The organism is Paenibacillus sp. MB22_1 (assembly GCF_047200555.1).
In the GTDB taxonomy this organism is placed as follows: domain Bacteria; phylum Bacillota; class Bacilli; order Paenibacillales; family Paenibacillaceae; genus Fontibacillus; species Fontibacillus phoenicis.
In genome coordinates this window covers 1,640,507-1,662,420 of record NZ_JBLADV010000002.1, presented here as the reverse complement: position 1 = coordinate 1,662,420, position 21,914 = coordinate 1,640,507, and the positions used below count along the sequence as shown (strand labels likewise).

Annotated in this window: 12 protein-coding genes, 1 pseudogene and 1 CRISPR repeat array; of the genes and pseudogenes, 2 read left to right on the top strand and 11 right to left on the bottom strand. The window is 52.8% G+C overall.

What is annotated here, in order from left to right:
• Positions 1-336: 336 nt before the first annotated feature.
• The 5 genes from ACL02P_RS19560 to ACL02P_RS19540 form a co-directional block, all read right to left on the bottom strand.
• Positions 337-582 (bottom strand): hypothetical protein, encoded by a 246-nt coding sequence (locus ACL02P_RS19560; RefSeq protein ID WP_412837903.1) that lies wholly within the window; start codon positions 580-582, stop codon positions 337-339.
• A 290-nt stretch (positions 583-872) separates the two neighbouring features.
• Positions 873-2,309, bottom strand: a complete 1,437-nt coding sequence (locus tag ACL02P_RS19555; protein ID WP_412837902.1) for a TIGR02679 domain-containing protein — start codon at positions 2,307-2,309, stop codon at positions 873-875.
• A gap of 11 nt (positions 2,310-2,320) precedes the next feature.
• Positions 2,321-6,526 carry a TIGR02680 family protein gene (locus ACL02P_RS19550; RefSeq protein WP_009223785.1) on the bottom strand — a complete coding sequence of 1,402 codons (4,206 nt, stop codon included), beginning with the start codon at positions 6,524-6,526 and terminating at the stop codon, positions 2,321-2,323.
• Positions 6,527-6,564: 38 nt separating this feature from the next.
• Positions 6,565-7,773 (bottom strand): TIGR02678 family protein, encoded by a 1,209-nt coding sequence (locus ACL02P_RS19545; RefSeq protein WP_260070113.1) that lies wholly within the window; start codon positions 7,771-7,773, stop codon positions 6,565-6,567.
• Positions 7,774-9,450: a TIGR02677 family protein gene (locus ACL02P_RS19540; protein ID WP_412837901.1), complete on the bottom strand. Its 1,677-nt coding sequence runs from the start codon at positions 9,448-9,450 to the stop codon at positions 7,774-7,776.
• 106 nt (positions 9,451-9,556) lie between these two features.
• Between ACL02P_RS19540 and ACL02P_RS19535 the strand changes: the two are divergent.
• Positions 9,557-10,725, top strand: a pseudogene (locus ACL02P_RS19535) (arsenic transporter); the annotation flags it as partial.
• A 77-nt stretch (positions 10,726-10,802) separates the two neighbouring features.
• A protein-coding gene (locus ACL02P_RS19530) for an IS3 family transposase (protein WP_412837900.1) occupies positions 10,803-11,953 on the top strand; the annotation gives its coding sequence in 2 pieces (ribosomal slippage) (positions 10,803-11,058 and positions 11,058-11,953; 1,152 coding nt in all).
• Positions 11,954-12,041: 88 nt separating this feature from the next.
• Positions 12,042-16,239: direct repeats of the CRISPR family, unit length 32 nt; unit sequence ATTTCAATCCACGCACTCACAAGGAGTGCGAC.
• 170 nt (positions 16,240-16,409) lie between these two features.
• On the opposite strand, the gene cas2 is transcribed toward ACL02P_RS19530, so the two are convergent.
• Genes cas2 through cas5c form a run of 6 tightly spaced genes read right to left on the bottom strand, consistent with a single transcriptional unit; the run spans position 16,410 to position 21,831 of the window.
• Positions 16,410-16,700: a CRISPR-associated endonuclease Cas2 gene (gene cas2 / locus ACL02P_RS19525; RefSeq protein WP_009223774.1), complete on the bottom strand. Its 291-nt coding sequence runs from the start codon at positions 16,698-16,700 to the stop codon at positions 16,410-16,412.
• A 10-nt stretch (positions 16,701-16,710) separates the two neighbouring features.
• Positions 16,711-17,742, bottom strand: a complete 1,032-nt coding sequence (gene cas1c, locus ACL02P_RS19520; RefSeq protein ID WP_412837899.1) for a type I-C CRISPR-associated endonuclease Cas1c — start codon at positions 17,740-17,742, stop codon at positions 16,711-16,713.
• A complete protein-coding gene (gene cas4 / locus ACL02P_RS19515) occupies positions 17,739-18,398 on the bottom strand; it encodes a CRISPR-associated protein Cas4 (protein ID WP_412838267.1) in 660 nt (219 codons plus the stop codon). Before cas4 ends, cas1c begins: the two co-directional genes overlap by 4 nt.
• Positions 18,388-19,239, bottom strand: a complete 852-nt coding sequence (cas7c, locus tag ACL02P_RS19510; protein WP_009223771.1) for a type I-C CRISPR-associated protein Cas7/Csd2 — start codon at positions 19,237-19,239, stop codon at positions 18,388-18,390. The genes cas4 and cas7c overlap by 11 nt, the downstream gene beginning before the upstream one ends.
• Positions 19,236-21,116, bottom strand: a complete 1,881-nt coding sequence (cas8c, locus tag ACL02P_RS19505) for a type I-C CRISPR-associated protein Cas8c/Csd1 (RefSeq protein ID WP_412837898.1) — start codon at positions 21,114-21,116, stop codon at positions 19,236-19,238. Before cas8c ends, cas7c begins: the two co-directional genes overlap by 4 nt.
• 1 nt (position 21,117) lies before the next feature.
• Positions 21,118-21,831 (bottom strand): type I-C CRISPR-associated protein Cas5c, encoded by a 714-nt coding sequence (gene cas5c / locus ACL02P_RS19500; RefSeq protein ID WP_009223769.1) that lies wholly within the window; start codon positions 21,829-21,831, stop codon positions 21,118-21,120.
• Positions 21,832-21,914: the final 83 nt, after the last annotated feature.

Below are 21,914 nucleotides of genomic sequence, written 5' to 3'. Positions count from 1 at the left end.
ATGGCGAAGTTTATTAAAATCATCATAATCATGCACATTGTCACCCCAGGCGGAAATAAGGGACTTTTATGGCCTTATTTCACCTTTTGGTCCCTTTTTGCGTTGAATAAGGGAATTTTGTGGCCTTATTTTCCTGAACTCCCGTCAAACTCACCTCTTCACCGCCCATTTTTCAAAGATAAGGGTAAAAATGTCCGCTATTTCAAGCCAAACTCTATCTTTGGAGCGAATAAGGCCCTTTTTTACCTTTATTACTTACGGCACGCTCATGCAAAAAAAGCCCGGAAGGCCTCCGCCCCCGGGCTTGCAAATCGTAATCTCATGGCAACCCGCCGCTCACCCCTTGATCGAACCGATTATCACGCCTTTTTCGAAGTATTTTTGAATGAACGGTCGCGTGAACGTGTCCATCGACGTCATGAACTGCTCCGTGATATGAGCGTTCCAATCCATTTCCTTCGCTCTCACCGCCGTCGCCGACTGCGGATAATAATAGAACAAAATGATTAGCACCGGAAACAGCAGCACAAGCCAATAGGAAATCAACAGCTTGGTCAGCAGATTGATCTTGTTCTTCCCCAAGCAGATCACCTTCCTTTCCGTCCTTGTCCACACCAAAGTTACTTTAAGCATACGGGATCGGTGCCGAAATGAGAACGTCCTTTGTGCTCGATATGGACAGGAATGCAAGGTTGGCGCGAGAAATGGGAATAAAGAACAGAAAACAAAAATAAGACCAGCACGAGGCAGCTCCTAGACAGAACCACAGCACCGGTCTTAAGAAGAATACATTTACAGCTTTCACTTTAACGTCATATCGCTCATAAATGTCCAGCTTAATTCTGTACATCCGTTGCATGATATTGCGCACTTCATTTGGAATGCAAACGGCCGCCGATCTCCCCTCCTATGACCGCTTTTCGCCAATCATTGATCAAATTTACGATTATTTGCTCTTGAAATAGCTTACGTCCTACATCGCGCATCGTGTTGCACAGCGAGTTATCCCAAATGGCCTGCATCTTAGCCAAACGAAGCCGCTCTTCTGTTGATAAGGTTACACCATTGGGAAGCGCCAAGGCACACCCCTCCATGTAACTTTCCCGGTTAAAACGCCAGGCGGTAAATCGGTCCCCATAACGGGAAGCCAGAACATTTCCGATCGAAATCCCTTTAACATCAAAATCACCAGAGTAATATAGGTGGCCGGAAACCAGGTTTTCCTCCAAATAACGATCGATCAGGCGCAATGCCGCTGCGCTTGCCGGTCCACTGGTGCAAACTAGCATCGGTCCCGCAGTATAGGCGGATTCATTGGCTTCATTCAAATCAACCAAAGTGGAAAATACCGCTGGATTCTCTACCACATAAAAATCGGTGATCGGAGAAAGCACGCTGGTTATCTCAACTTGCCTTAACGATAAAACATATGGCCCGTTACCGCCGTCCCAAGGGCAATAAATATGAACGAGAGAAGATATGTCGTCATCAAAAATTCCCGCGCTGCGGTAAATCTCCCGCGCCTCCAAGGTATCCACTCCGGATGACAAGCCGGGTATCGCCTCGGGATCTGATGGGTCAGTTTGATCCGTTTCGGCAAACTGCTTCCCAAGCTCCTTGGAGCGTAAGGCCTGGAACAGCAGCCGCCCTGCCGGGACGTTCCGGTCCAGCGCATGCGGATCGCCGGTAGTTTGCGCGGCCAGCACCGGTAGGCGGACAGCTGATGGTGGGCTACCGTTCTCGCCCAAACCTGCTGTTGCATCCCCCGCAAGCAGCAGGTTCCACGCGCATGTGGCACTCGCCAGCTCACTTTGCGCCGTCTCGGGAGCAGCGCGCCACAGCTCACGCAAGGTGCGGTAACCGGCTGCACGGCCGTGGCGCAAACCACTTAACCATTCCGCCACAGCCGGCTGGAGTGGCGTTCCTTGCTCCGCAAACTGGGCTTCCAGGGTCTCAAACAACCTCCCCCACTCCTGCATCGCCAGCAATTCCCGATCCGATTTGGTTCGCAGCGGCTCGCCGGTCAGGACTTCATGAAGTTCGGTAATCGTGAAGGTAAATGCCGATTCCAGCAATTCCTGTTCAAAATCCGCAAGTGGTACTCGGATATCGTCCCCCGGTTTTTTGTACCAGCCAAAAAAGGTATTGATCGCCTCGCATTCCGCTGCAGTAGATCTACTGATGACGGCGTGCCCGCCCGCCTTCTCCAGACTGGCGTATCGCTTCCAGACGGCTTCGAGCATTCTCTTGAACCCGGGACGAGAAAAATAGTCCCGGGCTTTGGCCGCCTGATCTGAACGATCGTTCATCCGCCCGCCGCTCATTCTTCTGCACCGCTTTCTATATATTCCTTGATTTTGCCATTCCAACGGTAGCGGAACAAGGTAACGAAATCGACGTCCTTCGGCCGGTAAATCTCATAAATCGCCAGCTTTGGAACCGTATCGTAGCAACCCCACAGCACCTGGGAGGTCATCATATAGTCAAAGCCCATATCCGTCAGCAGCTTGAACATATCCCGCATGTTCTCCTCATCCACGCCCGCGAACGCTTCGTCAAGAGAAATAAGCCGCGGCGCGTCGGTTCTCGCGTCGGAATACCGCGACCATGTGGCGGCGAACAGCGGAATATACATGGCCATTGCCTTTTCGCCCCCGCTCAGCACGTTGAAGCGCGCATCGGTGAGCGGACGGTAACCAATCTGCTCACCTTTTTTGTATTTCAGTTCAAACTGGAACCAGTTGCGATAATCTAGCACTTGGTAGAGATGTTGACGCAGCGATTCCTGCTCCTCCTGGGCTGCCTGTTTTGCGCTGACGATTTGCCCACGAAAATGCTCGATCATCGCGTCGATTTCGTCCTCGCGCAGCCTATGAGAATCCCGCTTCAACAGTTCGACCAGGTCGGAGACATCGAGTTGCTGTTCCCCCGCCGCGACTTTAGGTTGCCACTCAAGCTTCAAGCGAAGACCGCTTGATGTGTCTCGCTCCTCCATTAGCTTGTTCATTTCCCGCACCCATTGCTCCGCACGGTGAATTCGCTGCCGGATCGCTTTGCCAACACTGCGGAGAATGATTTCCTCATACAGTTCGCGGTCTTTCTCACTTAACAAAGCGCTTTGCTCCGCTTCCTGCTGTTCGAGTTCTTCCAGCAACGCCTGCGGCGGCAGCGGCTGGCGGGGGTTACGCATGGAAAGCAGCAACAAACGTCCGGTTGTTTCATCCGCAACTGTCTCCAGCACATACTCCGTCAGCAGCATGCGCGCGGCATTAAACTGCTCCAACAAACGGTTAACGATGTTTTCGGCATTACGCCCGGTAAACAAGGGTTCGTATTGCCGCAGAATTTCTTTGGCAGAGGCCTGCAGGAAAACTGCCCGAGTTGTGGCTGCGCCCGAGTTCGCCGCGTTCGCTGTATCCGCCTCAGTCGCTACGCTCCGCCACTCGTCAACCAGACCTTGGCGCAGCTCTGCTAGCAGTTGCTCCAGCGTTCGTTCCAACTCGACGTGCAGCACTTCTGCCTGCTCCCGCAGCAGCACCAGCTGTGCTTCCGCCCGGGATGCCTTGTCTTTGGCCGCATCGAGCAGCCGCTCCTGCTCTTTGACGCGGACAAGTAACGCAGATTGCTCGCGCTTCAGTTCCTCCAGCCTCCGCGCAACATCGGCCAACCCTAACTCCTCGATCAGCCTCCGCAACGTATCCACCTGAGCGCGCTGATCCCGCTGCCGCTCGCCGAGCTCTTCCGCCAGTGCTTCTTCATCCTCCAGTTCCAGGATCAAAGCGTCCAACTCATCCTTGAACCGCTCCCAAGACGCGTGAGCGTCCCTGTACTGCCGCCAGGCGGAATGCAGGTCCGAAAGCGACGCTTCATAATCGCGCAAGGCGTTAACCGCCGCCGCAAGATCCGGCTCGCGTTTCAACCGGGTCCAGTTCGCGGTCAGCTCTACCAACTCTCGCTGCAGTTCGCGCCACTGCGCCGACTTCGCCTTGAACCGCTCATTGGCCTGCGCTTCCTGCCGGGCCGCAGCCTGCAGCCGATAATCCGCTGCCTGTAGTTCGCGCAGGGCTCCAGCCAGGTCCGCCCCGCCGGGAAAAAGCTCACGCTCTACCGCCAACTGCCTTTCCGCTGCCTCCTGACCGGCAAGCCGTTCGTCCAGCTCTCGCAGCACGGCGTCCAATCTGGCGATCGCCTCGCCCAGCCGGGCAATTTCCATCATGCGGGTACGGCGGCGCGTCTCCTTGCCGATATACTCCGCCCGCTCCTTCACCGCCGCCTTCCCGGCGAGCGGGCCAAGCCGGTAAGAGCCGTCGGCTGCGATCATGCCGCTCCAGTCGCCGTCATCCAGTAGGCCGCCTTCCTCGTCCCACAAAAAGCTGCGCAGTACCGCATCGATCGCCGCGGCCGTGAGCCCGCTTCCCTCTGGTGGATCGGCAACCAACATGTCCGCCAGCGTATAGCCGAATTCCTGCGGACGAGGTACGATCCAGGCTTCTTCATCGTCATTGCCACACTCCTGCACCCGGCCGTCCGGGGACAGCCAGGCATCAAGCAACCCCGAACGCTCCAGCGCTTCCTCGATCCGCGCCTTGGTGTCATCGCCTACGTGCGGCCGGAAATCGCACGCAGCGAAGAGCGGCGCCCCGCCTCGCTCTGCATTAGCTTCGCGGAATTTCGCACGTGCTGTGCTGCGCCCGGGTTCCGGCTCCCGACTTTGCTCCCAACCGCGCTTCTCTTCCTGCAAGCTCGAGCGCTCCGCCAACAAATCCCTCCGCTGCTTCTCCATATCGAGCCGGCGGGCCACCAAACGATCCCGGGCCGCTTCGTACCGGTCCAGCAGCGGCCCCCGCACCGGCTCCAGCGAGGTCTGCTCCAGTCCGTACTCGCGTAGCGCCCCAAACGTCTCGCGCAGCGCCTCCTCATTAAAAGGCAGTTGCCGTAGCCCGCTTTGCCAGGCGACAATCTCGTCCTTAAACGCCTCCTTGCTGTCAGCAAACCGCTTATCCCGCTCGCCGCGCTCGCGCTCCGCCTCATCCCGCGCTCGGCTCGCTTCACCCAACTCGATTTCGCTTTCCTTGACCAGCGCAGCCGCCATTTTTTCCTCCGCCGCCTTGGCCAGGCCCCGTTCCACAGCATCGCGATGCGTGCGCAGATCTTTTCGCCACGCCTCTTTCCACAGATCATCCACCGGCACGTTCGCTGTCCAATACCGGTGATATACGACATGCCCGGCAAACTCCATGTCGCCCGCAATCGCCTCCAACTCGTTCAGGAGTTCCCGTTGCTCCCGTTCGGCGGTGTCCCGCTTGGCTTCGGCCTCCTGCAGCCCGCGCTCAAGTTGCTCTTGCTTTATGCGGGCCTTGCCCGCTTTTTCCTTTGCGCGTTCCAACTGCTTTTCCGTGTCCGCCAAAGCCGCCGCGGCCGCCTCATACTCCCGTTGCTTGCCGATAGCTTCATGCTTCTCCAACAATTCGCGCTCGACGGCAATCTCCTGCAACCGGTTCTGGATGCCGCTGCGCTCTGTCACAGCCCCCGCCTTTTCCGCCTCCGCTTGCGCCAGCGTCTCTTCGGACCTTCTTACTCTGGCAGCGACTTCATCATAAGCAGCTTTGGCCTCCAACATGTCCTCAGATTTCGTATACAACACATGCTTGTTGTAAAAATCGTACCGCTCCTGCAGCTTCACCATCTCGGCGCGATGCCGCTTCAGTTCGTCCAGCCGGTCGGTCATTTGGTCCATGTCCTCCAGCACCTCTGACAACGGCCGCAGCTCCTCCTCCATCAACGGCGGCAGCGCCTGATGGAGAATCTCATAGATCGCCGACGGCTTGAAGTCCTTGGACAGCTTTGGACTCCGCAACTGAATCATGAGTTGGAGCAAGTCCTGATAAGCATCCGTATCCGCGAACCCGAAAATATGCTTGTTCACCATATCCTGATACGATTTCTGATCCAAAACGACCTGGCCGCCCGTTCCCACCTTCGCTTCCAGTTCCTTGCGGTCGAGAGGAATGCGTACGCCGTCCTCCAGCCATCCATTACGGTCGTAAAGCCAGAAGTCACGCCCGATGCGCCGCCCATCCTCCAGCAAAAACCCCCAGAACTGCACCTGGGCCGCGTTTCTTCTCGCCCGCAGCCCGATGCCTACCGTTCTGTACGCTCCGGTCGCACCATGCTTGAATTCCATCCATAAGTAGCCCGTCGTATCCGTCTTACCGCCGTCCTCCTCGCCAAGCAAATAATACTCGATGCGGCGGTCCCGCGAACCGAACGGGTCAAGCCGGTGCGCCCGCTTGTCGCCGTCCAGCACGAGCGGCAGGAAGCTTTGCATTGTAACCGACTTGCCCGACCCGTTGGCGCCGCGCAAGATCAGCCGGCCTTCCTCGAGTTGAAATTCCTCTTCATCGTAATACCAGAAATTCAAAATCCCGACGCGATGCATCTGCCACCTTGCGGCCGCTCGGCCGCCTTGACCGGAAGCCCCGTCCGCTCTCAGACCGCTTTCCTGCTCCACCATTTGCTGTTCCATCAGTTAAATCCTCCCGTTTGGATGTTGATCCACCACACCTAAGTATCAAAATCGTTATTTGCATATTCCGAACTCCATCTAGCCAGTACGGGCGAGATCAGGAACGAAGTCTCGCCCTCCCAATCTCCCAGCCCCCATTCGGCTAAATGGTTCATACACAGTTCCGCCAGTTCCTGGGAGGCAGCTTCCCGAAGATCCTTGCTCCAAAACTCTTTATGTTTAAGCTGTAGCCTGTACAGAAGCGTCTCGATATCCGCCTTGGTCAATCGGACCGTGCCGTTGTCCTCCACGTACAATACGCCTCCCTCCGCCAGTTCCTTGCGGATTTCGCTCGCAAGCAGCAGCGCCAAATCCGAAGCGGCCGACATCGTCGGAAACAGCTCGCTCTCGCCGGTCAGCTCGGGATGGAAAAACCACAGCCCTTCCCGGTAACGCCGCCCGGTCCAGCCGAGCATATTTTCCAGTTGATCGATGATCGCCCGCCGCTGCCACAGCACATAATTCAAATCTTCCTCATCCCAGTGCCTGTCCACCACCGCCGGCTCCAATAGCAGCCGGCGGTATATCCGGTGCCGCCGCCGCATCGACTGCCCGTCCTGTGTGTCGGCGTACGGAATGGGGTCTTCCAACTCCTCCAGCCGCGAGCAGCCCGTCAAATCGCGCGGAAAGCGCCGAAGCACATATCGGGCCAAAGGCGAACACTCGTACAATGCATTGCGCTCCGCGTCCTGCGCCCACTGGCCCTCATCGCCGTCGACGCTGTGCAGCACGCCAAGCGCCCGCAGCTTCTTCAGCGCTCTGGCCATCGACAAGCGGTCATAGTAATTCCGCCAGTCGGCCTCCAGCCCCGCGCTCAGCATCTGCTCGCGGATTTCCTCCACGATGTCGGTGAGCAGGAACTGGTCCAACTCCGTTTTTCCTTCCAAATACCACAGTCCATAGGTAAAAAAAACGTAGTCCCGCTTTTCGCGAAACTCAGGAAAACCCATCCACGGGTGCGCCTTCACAGGCGTCTTGTCCAGCTTGGCGATTGTCCGGGTCATAATCAGCGGAAAACCTGCCTTATCCATAAACCAGTCGCGCAGCTCCTCGTAATGGTCCCGGATGGCAAAATACAAGTCCGGGTCTTCCTCCTTTGCAACCCACGGACGGTTCAAGAGCGCGTGCATGCACGCGCGCTTTCGTTCGGCCGCCTGCTCGGCGTTTATTCCCCGTTTGCTTAGTCTTTTGAGCGCACCTCCAGCCATCTACCGCCCCTGCCTTTCCGCCTCGTTTTCGGATCGGACCTTAGATTCAAATCTTGATCCGGCTTCTCCCTCGACTTCTGCCGTATCGGCCGCCGCAGCCGCTTCCGCAGCGGCAATATCGGCCCCGTTTGCCCCCTGCTTTGCGGCTGTTCCCACGGCCAAGCCATTCGCCGCTTCCGTCAGCCTAAAATGCAGCTCGTAGTTTGCCATTTCCAACTCGCCGTCTTCCGCGTGCAAGATTGTCCGCTCCGCCGTACGCGGATTGCTCATCCGAATCAACACGCCTTCCGGCGTAACAAACGAGTGGCCATTTCCTGTCGTCATGCACCGGCCGATCCACTGCAGCAACCGTAGCCGCTCCTTGGCCGTCACCGGCCCGAGCTCCGACACTTTGACGGAGCTCCGCTCTAGTAACGCCGCGATCATCCGCCATTCCTCTGCCTGCCGCAGTTTGAACGCTTCCCGCTCCCGCTGCTTCCGCCGCTCGTTGTCACGCACCGCGTCCGCCGGCTGACGCTCTCCGCGCTTGCGGCTGCGCGAACGCAGCATGCGCACCATCGGCCGCTCCTCCCAGGACGACATGTCCGCCCGGTCCGAGTCGCGCAGATCCTCGCCCTGCAAGTGCCTCGTCGGGAACAATCCGAGAGCGTATGCGGACAACCTGTGCGCCTCCTCGACCGTTTCGATCGAAGCAAACCAGCGGGCCAAGTGCTCTAGCTCCTTTTTGCGGCTTAGTCCCGAACGCTTCCGTTCCTGAATACGAATCGCGCTGCGTACAATACGGGCAATCGCATCCTTCGTCGCCCGCTCCAGCAAGGTGAGCTCGCTGGGCGCAGCCCCCTCGCCCACAAACCAGCGCCGGATATTCGTCCAGCCTTGACGAAGTTCTTCCAGCAGTTCCTCCCGGTCCGGTTCGTCCTCCAGCCGCGGCTTTCGGAGCTCACCTTCCACGACCTGCTCTAAAAACAGATCCCGTACCGAATCGTTAATTCGCTGCAAATTACCTTCGATTTTATAAGCGCTCCGCTGTAGCGCCTGTACGAAATTTTGCAGGTAATCGGTCAACTTTTCCTTAAAGATCAAGAAAGCTTCCGTCACCATCATCTCTTCCGCCCGAGCCGTATGCAGGCTAGCCATATAGTCCGCCGCATTTTCATGGAGGTTAACAAACGAACGGTACAAGACGTTCCACAGTTCCAGCGCCGCGTCCGGCTCCAGTTCTCCGACCTGGCTACGAATGTCAAACAGTTTATCCGCAATCGTGTCGAATAAGGAAGCTTCCAGCGAACCGCCATACCCCGTTACCTTCTCCAGCGTCTCCAGCAGCCGTTCGATTTCGATGGAATACGGGCGGAGCAAATACTGCATCTTCTTTTTGAGATACTCTTCCAGCGTGGAGGAGCGTCCACCGTCGTGACGGGCAGTCAGGTTTTGCCACTCCACCAATTGATCCAGGTCGCCTTGGCACAGTTCAAGTGTATAATCCGGCCACACGTTCCAAGCCTTGACCGCTTCAAAGACGTCTTCCGGCTTCAGCCAATACCGCAGTCTTTTATACTCCTGATAGAAAAAACGCATGATCGCCCGGTAGCGAACCACGTTGTCAGCATTGACATACTTCAACTCGGGTATCCCGCGCAACGATTGCACCGGCAACCCCGGCAAATGAGACTCCATTCTCGCCCCCCCGTTCCTTTCAGAAAACTACTTTCATCTTAAAATACCCGCCACCTTGTGACAAGCCGAGAGGGGGGAAGTCATACGATGTTATTACTTGTCGTTGATGGATCGGGGACAAACTGAGCCGAAGGGGCTGAATATCGGGTGGTCCGCGTGCGGCGGTGCGGTGTTGGCGCTGCTTGCCGGCGTCGTCGGCTTTGACGATGTGGGGGAAGTCGTGCAGATCACGTGGAACGCCACTCTAACGTTTATCGCAATCATCATCATTTCGCTGATCTTGGATGAGATCGGCTTGTTCGAATGGGCAGCGCTGCACATGGCCCGGGCCGCAAAAAACAGCGGCATCCGCATGTTCATTTACGTCAGCTTGCTGGAGGCGGTGGTCTCGGCGTTTTTTGCCAATGATGGGGCAGCCTTAATCCTCACGCCGATTGTGCTGGCGATGGTTCGCCATTTGAGTTTTGAGGAGAAAATGATCTTCCCGTTCATTATGGCGAGCGGGTTTATCGCGGACACTACCTCTTTACCGCTGGTTGTCAGCAACCTGGTGAACCTCGTGTAGCGGATTATTTCGGAATTGGCTTCGCGCAATATGCCGCTCGGATGATTGTTCCAAACCTGTTCTCGCTCGGGGCAACGGTGGCGGTGCTGCTGCTTTATTTTCGCAAAGGTATTCCTCGCACCTATGACCCGTCCAAGCTGAAAGCACCATCTGAGGCCATCAAAGACCAGCGCCTGTTCCGCATATCTTGGGTGGTGATGGGAGTCCTGTTGATCGGCTACCTCGTGAGCGAGTTCCTTCATCTTCCGGTATCCTTGCTCGCCGACACCGTGGCTTTGATCTTCTGGGCCATCGCCCGCCGAAGCCAAGCGGTCGATACGAAGGCCGTCATGAAAGGCGCGCCATGGAACATCGTCGTCTTCTCGATCGGGATGTACGTTGTCGTGTACGGCCTCGGCAATGCCGGGCTGACCGAAGTCTTGGCCAAGCTCCTCCAAACGGTGGCAGATCAAGGCCTATTCGTATCCACGATGGCTATGGGCTACATCTCGACGTTCCTATCGTCGATCATGAACAACCTGCCGGCCGTCATGACCGGCGTACTCGGCATCGCCGACACGGCCACCTCCGGCACGATCCGCGAGTCACTGATCTACGCCAACGTCATCGGCACCGACCTCGGCCCGAAGATCACACCCATCGGCTCACTCGCCACTCTCGTCTGGCTCCATGTCCTCGCCAAGAAGGGCGTCCGCATCTCCTGGGGCACGTTGCTGCTAGACTAAAAAGTAGACATGGAGAACCGAGAATCGGGTAAAATGAATCTATCCAAATTCGAGGTGCTACCATGACGAAAAAATACGATAAAGAATTTAAACTGCAAACGATTCAGATGATCCAGGAAGAAGGGAAAGCGGTGGCGCAGGTCGCCCGCGAACTGGGGATCAGCGACAACACCCTGTATCGTTGGATGGCGGAATACAAGAAAGACGGCGCACAGGCCTTTCCAGGCAGTGGGCAACTGAAAGCCGACGATAAAGCAATGAGAGATCTTCAGAAACGTCTTCGTGATCTGGAAGAGGAGAACGACATCTTAAAAAAGGCGATGCACTACTTCGCCAAAGACCGGCGCTGATCTATGCCTTCATCCACGATCATCGCTTCAAGTGCCGAGTCTCGAAGATGTGCGAAGCCTTTGAAGTATCCCGAAGCGGCTATTACAAATGGACCCAGCGAAAAGCCAGCAAACGTGAAAAGCGACGTCGCAAGCTGGAGCGGCGGATCCGTCGTATCTTTCTAGAATCCCGTCGATTATATGGAAGCCCCAAAGTAGCAAAAGAACTGCACAAGCAGGGCATACGAGTGTCCGAGAAAACAGTCGCTCGGATCATGAAGGAGCTGGGTTTACGTTCTCGCACGGTGAAGAAATACAAGGCCACAACCAACTCGAAGCACAACCTGCCTGTCCAAGAGAACGTGTTGAACCGCGAGTTTAATCCGTCCGCTCCAAACAAGACCTGGGTGGCTGATATTACGTATATCCCGACCGATGAGGGTTGGCTATACCTGGCAAGCATCATGGACTTGTACAGTCGTAAAATCGTTGGATTTCACATGGATGAGCGAATGACGAAAGAACTCGTGTTAACGGCGCTGGACCGCGCCCACAGCCAGCAGCGACCGCGCGAAGAGGTTCTGCATCATTCGGATCGCGGCAGCCAGTACGCTTCCCATGACTACCAGGCGCGGCTGCGCACCTACAAGATGAAAGGCAGTATGAGCCGCAAAGGGAACTGCTACGATAATGCGTGTATTGAATCGTTCCACAGTGTGCTTAAGAAAGAACTTGTCTACTTGGAGAAGTTCAAAACACGCAAGCAAGCCAAGAAACGCATTTTTGAATATATTACCTGCTTCTACAATGGAAAACGAATCCATTCCGCGATTGGGTATTCTACGCCCAATGAGTGCGAACATATGTACCGATCTGCCGCATAATTTTCTCGATTCTTTGTGTCTACTCTATTGACAGAGGTACACAAGGAGTGCGACCATTCCCCTCCTTGATCGGAGAGTACCGGGAACGATTTCAATCCACGCACTCACAAGGAGTGCGACGCTGTCAGTGTGTATGAGCCGCACTGGATATGTTGGATTTCAATCCACGCACTCACAAGGAGTGCGACGTAATCATGTGCCGCTTTATATTTATCCTCTGCCTCCAATTTCAATCCACGCACTCACAAGGAGTGCGACATTTTGTTGGTTGAGCAACTTGTCCATACCTTTAATATTTCAATCCACGCACTCACAAGGAGTGCGACAGCGGTCTGTATGCAAAATCTTGTACACGGCTTGCCATTTCAATCCACGCACTCACAAGGAGTGCGACAACAGCAATTATTACTCCCTAACTTTTTGCCGGAATTTCAATCCACGCACTCACAAGGAGTGCGACTGATCCGCCGACACCGGAGCCGCCAGCGCCAGAACGCGGTGATTTCAATCCACGCACTCACAAGGAGTGCGACCAGGATGCGCTTAAAGCGTTCGGGGTAGACGGAGTAATTTCAATCCACGCACTCACAAGGAGTGCGACCCCCACTGTCCCGAACAACGTCCGACATCGAGCAGATATTTCAATCCACGCACTCACAAGGAGTGCGACGGTACCGGGAGTAGACGGTAGATGGGCATCAGGAATTTCAATCCACGCACTCACAAGGAGTGCGACTACTCTTGGAGCGCCTTTCCCGTCATATTCAAGCTATTTCAATCCACGCACTCACAAGGAGTGCGACTCATTACGTTTTCACAGGACATGACTATCAATGCTGATTTCAATCCACGCACTCACAAGGAGTGCGACTATTCCTGTCATTACTGCGGTGCGCTCTTTGGTACAGATTTCAATCCACGCACTCACAAGGAGTGCGACCTGGTTGCTCTTTAAATAAAACGAGCGCGCCGTCAGATTTCAATCCACGCACTCACAAGGAGTGCGACATAGCTAGCGCAAATGGAATTAATGCTGCTGACGTATTTCAATCCACGCACTCACAAGGAGTGCGACGCGCCTACAGACGCTACTCGTACTCGCGTCGTTTATATTTCAATCCACGCACTCACAAGGAGTGCGACATGAGCGCGTTTCCTTCCGTCCAACGTATCGCGGAAATTTCAATCCACGCACTCACAAGGAGTGCGACCCCGGTTCTGCTCCCCGTATTGGTCAAACAGTTTGATTTCAATCCACGCACTCACAAGGAGTGCGACTGGCGGAATTGGCCAGCGCGTTTAGGGCGGAATATCAATTTCAATCCACGCACTCACAAGGAGTGCGACGTGGACGAAGCCTTTGCGGACAGCAAGCCGAAGGTATTTCAATCCACGCACTCACAAGGAGTGCGACAATCTGAATTGGGCTTAGTTTAAGCCTACTAACCATTTCAATCCACGCACTCACAAGGAGTGCGACGATAGCTCATGAGTGTGATTGATAAGATCAAGGATTTCAATCCACGCACTCACAAGGAGTGCGACACGGAAGAGGGCGAGCATCGTACGGTTAAGTTACCATTTCAATCCACGCACTCACAAGGAGTGCGACACGGCGTGTACCGTGCGGACATTCCAGTGTTCTAACGATTTCAATCCACGCACTCACAAGGAGTGCGACCTGGGCATATTCGACGACGACCTCATCACCGGAGCGATTTCAATCCACGCACTCACAAGGAGTGCGACGCCGCTTTTTATCTTGAGTGTTTTTATAGCAAGAGATTTCAATCCACGCACTCACAAGGAGTGCGACGTATTCGCCAAGCGCGCGCTTAATTGCGCCCTGCTCATTTCAATCCACGCACTCACAAGGAGTGCGACCTTTTGGAGCGCAGCGGAATCGCCGAAGATTTTCGATTTCAATCCACGCACTCACAAGGAGTGCGACTGCGCTTGCTATCGGGCCAGCACCATCGCCCGCTGATTTCAATCCACGCACTCACAAGGAGTGCGACAATACCGGGCAAACTATACTTGGGTGGCCGTTATGATTTCAATCCACGCACTCACAAGGAGTGCGACTACTGCCTCCTTAAAATTTTTAGTTTGTCAATACATTTCAATCCACGCACTCACAAGGAGTGCGACGAAACGCACGTGCTTCCGGTTTGCGACTTTCAAATTTCAATCCACGCACTCACAAGGAGTGCGACATGGAGCGCTCTGGAGGACGCTGTGAGCGCTGTGGATTTCAATCCACGCACTCACAAGGAGTGCGACTCCCAAGGGAGATGCCTATTGAAGCAACGCCTCAAAATTTCAATCCACGCACTCACAAGGAGTGCGACGTTTGTGGGCAAAAAAATTTCATCTATCGGCATTTATTTCAATCCACGCACTCACAAGGAGTGCGACAAAAATAAGAGATTTGAATAACTATGAAATCAAATTTCAATCCACGCACTCACAAGGAGTGCGACCTAACGGATCCTCTACTCCAGTGGCGTTGAATGATTTCAATCCACGCACTCACAAGGAGTGCGACATGAGCGGGAATTGGCGGAAGCCCGGCGAAGACTAATTTCAATCCACGCACTCACAAGGAGTGCGACGATCGAGCCGCGTATCATGGCGCACATCATGTACACATTTCAATCCACGCACTCACAAGGAGTGCGACCCAATATTCGACAGTGGAGGGCAAAAGTCCTATTAATTTCAATCCACGCACTCACAAGGAGTGCGACGGCGAAGACATTATCGTAGACCTGACACCGAAGCAATTTCAATCCACGCACTCACAAGGAGTGCGACCCCCTCCAGGTCTGCGTTGTTCCGCGTGTCATAGGATTTCAATCCACGCACTCACAAGGAGTGCGACTCCTAAAAGAGCACGGTCAAGCTCACCTACTGCATATTTCAATCCACGCACTCACAAGGAGTGCGACGCGCGATCAAATCGTAGTCCGCGGACGTCATCGATTTCAATCCACGCACTCACAAGGAGTGCGACGCTTCTTCGCGCGCGGTTTTACCAAGATGCTCAAGATTTCAATCCACGCACTCACAAGGAGTGCGACGTATACCACCAAGCGAGTGCATTATGGTAACACTAATTTCAATCCACGCACTCACAAGGAGTGCGACACCAACCGCAATGGAGATCGCGCCAAGAATCGGATTTCAATCCACGCACTCACAAGGAGTGCGACCTTACGGTACGGGTTTATCCGGAAGCCGGAGCCTGGAATTTCAATCCACGCACTCACAAGGAGTGCGACAAGCAGGACCAGAAACCAGACAACAACAACCAGACATTTCAATCCACGCACTCACAAGGAGTGCGACCGCAACTGGGGACCCTGGAAATTCCGGAAGGGAGGTATTTCAATCCACGCACTCACAAGGAGTGCGACGCTCACGCGGCAACACTGGCAAGCCCAGCCGATGAATTTCAATCCACGCACTCACAAGGAGTGCGACGCCAGCAGACAATGCAGGCGATCAGGCCGCTACTATTTCAATCCACGCACTCACAAGGAGTGCGACCGAGGGGCGCCTGCTATGGATAAAAGAAAACGCAATTTCAATCCACGCACTCACAAGGAGTGCGACAAGTTATGTAATGACGGAAATACAAGTAAATTTAAATTTCAATCCACGCACTCACAAGGAGTGCGACCCGAACTATGGGAGAGTATGCGTGAGCTTGAACGATTTCAATCCACGCACTCACAAGGAGTGCGACAACTTCGTCTGGAGCTTCAGCAAGTCCAAATTTTATTTCAATCCACGCACTCACAAGGAGTGCGACCATTCCACAGAGTACTGAGTCACCGCATGTTAAATTTCAATCCACGCACTCACAAGGAGTGCGACCCCAGCACAGTTGCTGTGACATCAACCCTCTTATTGATTTCAATCCACGCACTCACAAGGAGTGCGACGGAAGCCGTCAAAGCGGTCACCGCCAGCAAAGAATTTCAATCCACGCACTCACAAGGAGTGCGACCTCCAACTGATTCGGAGGCGGCAGCCAGCCGATATTTCAATCCACGCACTCACAAGGAGTGCGACCAGCGTTTCGCATTTCCCTCCTTTGCCCGCCTTAAAAATTTCAATCCACGCACTCACAAGGAGTGCGACCTCGAATTCCAGCGAAATTCTCGACCTCCAGCCGGACATTTCAATCCACGCACTCACAAGGAGTGCGACATTCCCTCTAACTTTGCCATTATTGAGCCTACAAACATTTCAATCCACGCACTCACAAGGAGTGCGACTGCGGGCCTTGTGAAGCCTTGAGCCACAAGGCCTCACATGCCCAGAAGTGCGAACCTGTTTTGTGAGTGCGAAATGTTATTGTTTATTCCAACAAAAAACTCAACAACCCCAGTAATAGCGCGGGGTGCGAACCTCATAGGGATTTTATGTGCGCTTGGGGTTCGCACCGTTAGAAGATGAGCGGGTCCTCTAAATCGATCGACGGCTTTGCACCAATATGCTCGACTTTGGTTTTGTAGTTATTGCCCAGCCGATAAAATCGCAGGCTGTCTTTTTCATGATCAATGAGTTGGGATAACTCCAGTTTCAGAGCGGTGAACTGGGATGCATCGACGTTACATTCAAACACGGAATTCTGTACCCGTTGTCCGTAGTTCTGACATGCCTTAGCCACTCTACGGAGCCTCGCAGCTCCTCCCACGCCTGAGGTTTGAACATCATAAGTAATGAGTACAAGCATCCCGAGTCACCTACTTCCATAAAAATGGCGGATACTCATCTAAATCACCGCGCAAGAAACGTGCCAATAATAAGGCCTGAGCGTAAGGAACCAGCCCCCAGGAGATTTTTTCATCCAGGAAAGGGTGGGTAATCCTCTCTTGCTTCTTGGTTTGCCATGCTTTCAAAAACTTTTTGCGAGCCTCGTCCGTCATCAGCACAGCCCCGTTTTCTTTTGTAACAAAATCAGTTGTTGTCACTTCTTTCCGATTAATCAGCGAAAGGACAAACCGATCGGCATAAATTCCTCGCAGCTCTTCCATCAGATCCAAAGCCAGGGAGGCTCGGCCAGGACGGTCCTGGTGCAAAAAGCCGACATAAGCATCGAGTCCCACAGTTTCCAATGCCGCAGCCGTATCTCTAGCCAAGAGAGTGTAAGCGAACGACAGCATGGCATTTACGTTGTCCTTTGGGGGCCTTCTGGATCTCCCGTGAAAAAAGAAGCTCTCCTTCTGCTGCAAAATCATCTGATCAAACACCTGGTTATAGAGAACCGCGGCTTGGCCTTCCCAACCCCGCAAGCTTTCCAGGTTATTACTGTCACGGACTTCACGCAAAATATCCGAAAGCTGGCCTGATATGGACTTGAATTGTTCAACATCAATGCGAAGCGGATAATCTCTCGTCATCCGTTCGAGGATCCACTTGTGGTTATAAATCTTCCCTGTAATGAAGTTTCGTGCTATTTTCGCTGCATCCTCTTCATTATCCGAAATCCGGTACTGCGTTTTTCTCAAAATGACATTTCCCCGGCTTTCCCCAATGACTCTTGCCAGAAATCTTCCGTTTTGTGTCAAAAAGGTGATCGAAATATTCCGATCCGCACAATACCCCATTAATGCAGGACTCGCCCCCGTGTAGCCAAAGCTCACGATCGCTTCCAGATTATGAAGCGGCAAACGGCCAATCTTTTCATCGCCTTTAAGTAATAACACATTATCACCATCAAGCGCCAAGTACGTATCCGGCTGAGTAACATATAACGTATTTAACAGCTTCTTCAATCACTCAGCCTCCCTTCGATGTAGCTTTGGACCGAGCGTTTGTGCATTAAATGAGGCACGCAGATATGCTGCAACGAGCAGTTTTTGCAAAAGGGCCCCGTCTTTACCTTCGGCGTATGGCGTTTATCGTAATAATGATGCATTTCTGCAGCCATCTGTCTCACTTGATCTCGCAGCCTGTCATGAATTGGCACTTCAACACGATGCTTGATTTCGTTGTAGAATATGTACCCCGTGTCCACACGGCATAGCATCATCTCTTCCAGGCACATCGCTTGGGCTGCGAGCTGGATGATGTCTTCATCACCTTTCTTCGGCTTCCCCCGCTTATACTCGACAGGATAGACTTTATAAGTGCCTTCCGCTCCCGCCACTTCAACCCCTTCAGGGTCTTGAACAAATTCGACAACATCACAGATTCCGCTTAATTGCAGTTCCGTTGATTGAATCGGCATCGCGCGAACGATTAACTTGTCTCCACGCTTTTCCCGGATAAACGGCTGATCCGCCTTTTGATGTAAATGCTGCCCTTCGATGGTTCTGACATTTTCATCCCACTGTTGTTCGATATGAATCAGGGCCCACTGACGTTTACAAAATTGGAAATGCTGGAGCCCTGACAACATCAAATAGCGATCCTCATCATTAACGACCATTAATAACCTCGACATTCAAGCCATCGAGTTCCTCAAGTTCAATCGTATAATCCTCAAATCGTTTGGGTTCAGGAGTTGTAGAGTATACTTTTAAAGACCGGTGCACTTTGGCCGAAGAATATTGCCCCAGCTTGGAGGAATGATTCCACCAATATACCTTATGGACTTCCATACTGCCGTCCGGCCGGGCAGAAGAACTGTCATTTTCAAAAAGCGTGATCAGCGCCTGCTTAATCTTCTCTGCATCTTCTTCGGTAAAACCTGTCTTCTCCGCAAGTTGCGTATTAATGCTGCCCTTGAACAGATACACGCCAAAATCTACACGATGCTTCATTCCCATCGTATCGGAGCTGCGTTTGTCCCCTGTTACGGAGTTAACGCTTTTGGTAATCTGGGTGCTGACAATGTCAATCGGATCAATACTTGTAGCGGTATGAATGGAAACAGGACCGCGAACGCCTACAGACAGCTCGGAACCTTTAAAAGCGAAAACTTGTCCAAAACTGCGTACATCGATCCACTCCTGGCAAGCCAGCTTGGCAAACTCGTCGGCCGATGCATTTTTACTTTTCAGCATCTTTGCCAGCTCCGGATGGGCATCCGCACGTTCACGCAAACTTTTGAAATCATCCACTTTTCTGTCATCCGACTGAACAAAAATCTTTTCTCCCATATCCAGCAAGCGATTGCGGATTTTACGCTTAATAGCCACATCGGAGATTTCTCCGTGGCCGTCGTAATTTTGGCGTGGTCGGTTACCATTCAGAGGGTCCCCGTTTGGATTGGCTTTTGTCACAGACAAAATCACAGCAAAATCGATTTTATGATCAAGCGTGCTCATTCGTTTGTATCCTCCTCTTTTTTCTTATAGAGTTCACGGCGCTGACTGTAAAATCCAAGCAAATATTGTTCTGTTAATGGAAGATTATTGAAATCTCCTTCCTCAAATTGATCGGCGATTTCATCAATCAGCTTGGATAAATAGGTCGCTTTCGTTCCCAGCTTGACTTGATAAGGCTGAAGGCTGGCCTGAATTGTCTTCCAGGTTCGACCCGGATTCTGGGCATACGAGTTCATATAACGAATCGCATTGGTAGACCTTGTCTCGTCTTTGCCGAGTGCTCCTCGTTCAAGCACATCCGCCACAGCCAACAATCGGCCAAACAGATAACTCCGTTCCCTGGATTCGGTGTTCAGCGGCACGTTCCATTCCTCCCCTTTTTCCAACAGCATTTTTCGAATCAATGCGCATGCGATGCTTAACGTCTTCTCCCAATCCCAACGTTCCATTGATACTGGATTGGAAGCCCGGTGGAAGGCGCTTCTGACAATATCTCTAGGGACTGCACGTCTATCGACAATACAAGGAATCATCCGTTCCATCGTCCCTTTGATGATCTTCTCACTTGCTCTGGGACCATAAGCAGCAAATGCAATATCCTTCGTTGCCGGCGCTCCATAAAAAGTGATAAGCTGCTCTTCTTCCTTGCGGTAGCGGTGCTCCCAGGCACAAGAGTTATGCCACTCTTCCAGACGATTCAAATACAGCTCCTTATTCAGATGACGATAGTAAAGCACCGCCATCCGGCCGGTCGTTGCCGAGTCCAGAACGAGAATATTCACCTCTGCTTGATACGTCAGATCATTCCGAAACCCGTCGATTGCCCGTCTAACCTGATCAGCATAAGGCTTGTCCGTATCCGGTTCTCTTTCGATTTCCCGGCCCGAATGACGCATCATGTCCACAATATCCTCATCGGTATTCGGAACGGGATCGTTATCGTTGCCCCACACTAGAAAGACGCGTTCATCCATCGTTTTCCCCTGACGGTGAATCAACCACTTCAAGGCATTGTGCGCTTTCTGCGACACCTCATAACTGATGGAAACCGCTTCCTTACTTGTTTTGAAGCGTCCTCTAAAGGTGAAGCCCGAATTGTCATTCGCAGAAATCAACTTGGCTTTATCAGCTGCATGACGAATTTTGTTCGCATGCCGTTCCGTACTCGGACGCATTTCTCCTGTAACGAAACAAACGTCCGTTTCTCCCAGCTTCTGATTATAAAAGGCAATAAATGAATCAAACATCGCCTGATCTTTCCATACTTCTTCGGGTGAATCAGGGGAGAGCACATTAAATCTGATAAAAGCACTGGATGTCTCCGCAGCCCCGCTTGAGAAAATGGGCGGCTTTTCCCCGAACTTAGCCGTATATTTCTCATCCCATTTCTCGATCAGATGCTGGTTCTCATCAAGCCTGATGATTTTGGCGGCGACCAGGTCCTCGATTAACCGCCCCTTGCGCAAATACGTATAAATACATTTCAATTTCTCTGTGGCATAGGGCGAATTGGCCCATTCCTCCAAGTTGCGGATGTACTTGTCAAAAGGTACTTCATCCGGATTTTTGATCTGCCCGCCATACTTCACGAAGTCGCCAGCGACATAACTAAGCTTATCGTGTAACGGGTAAGGTGCGACCTTAGAGCCTGACCGACTGGCTGATTCCTCTGTACAGGGAATTAAGGTGCTCTCCTTCTCCAACACTCTGGCTTCAAGAAAGTCCCCGTCTTCATCGATCGTAACTTCAATGTGAGCATTCTGGGTTGTATGTGAAACCGGCAGCAGGGTGTATTCTCGGTCGCGTTTTTTTACCGTTTTCCCGACTTGATCCAGATTAGCCTCATACGTTTCATACAGGTGGAGCAGCCAACTCATCTCATTCACCTCCTAAATTACGGAGCAGTTGTTCCGCAGACTCTATGCTATCCGAATGGAACGATTTAGGCTCCATTTCTCTGACTGAACGGACAATGGAGCACTCCTCTGGCTTTGGAAAACGGATATACCCTTTATTCATCTCAACAGACCATAGCCTTACCGAAAGCTCATTCCTCCCCGTTTCATCGGGATAATTGAACCCGTGAACCATCGTTCCTAAATAATGCGTTCTTTCATCCGTATCGTAATAACCTGCTCCACTGCCAAATTCACAAGGCTGCACATACCCCTGACACTCTCGAGTACCCAGGAAAATATCCCTGCGCCCACCCGCTTTCAACGAACGTTGAAGGATGCTGTAATGCTTCCCTTCATTACGGTCGAAGGCGAGATCCGGCCGATGTTCGTTAAAGACAAAGTGGGCCTTTACTTGGTAATGAACATCCTTCAGATACGTATAATTAGCCAGCGTGTTCCCGCCCCCATAGTCAATCGGGCGCACTCCCTTCGATTCCATTTGGATCGGCTTCATGACACGCAACTCGTCGATGATGTACATGATCGTCGGCTTCCAGTAAACGGATTCGAGGATTCCCTTGATCGCTTGATAGGTAGGGACACTATAGGACAGCTTCTCACCGCCTATTTTGGTTAACGGATCGGTGAATAAAGCGTAGTCGCCGAAAACTTCGAACTGGACTTCGTTTCTCATGGTTTAAATCACCTCCTTTACAGGAGCAGCCTGATAAAGATTTTTATTCCTCTCAGGCTGCAACACTCATCATCTAGTATTTT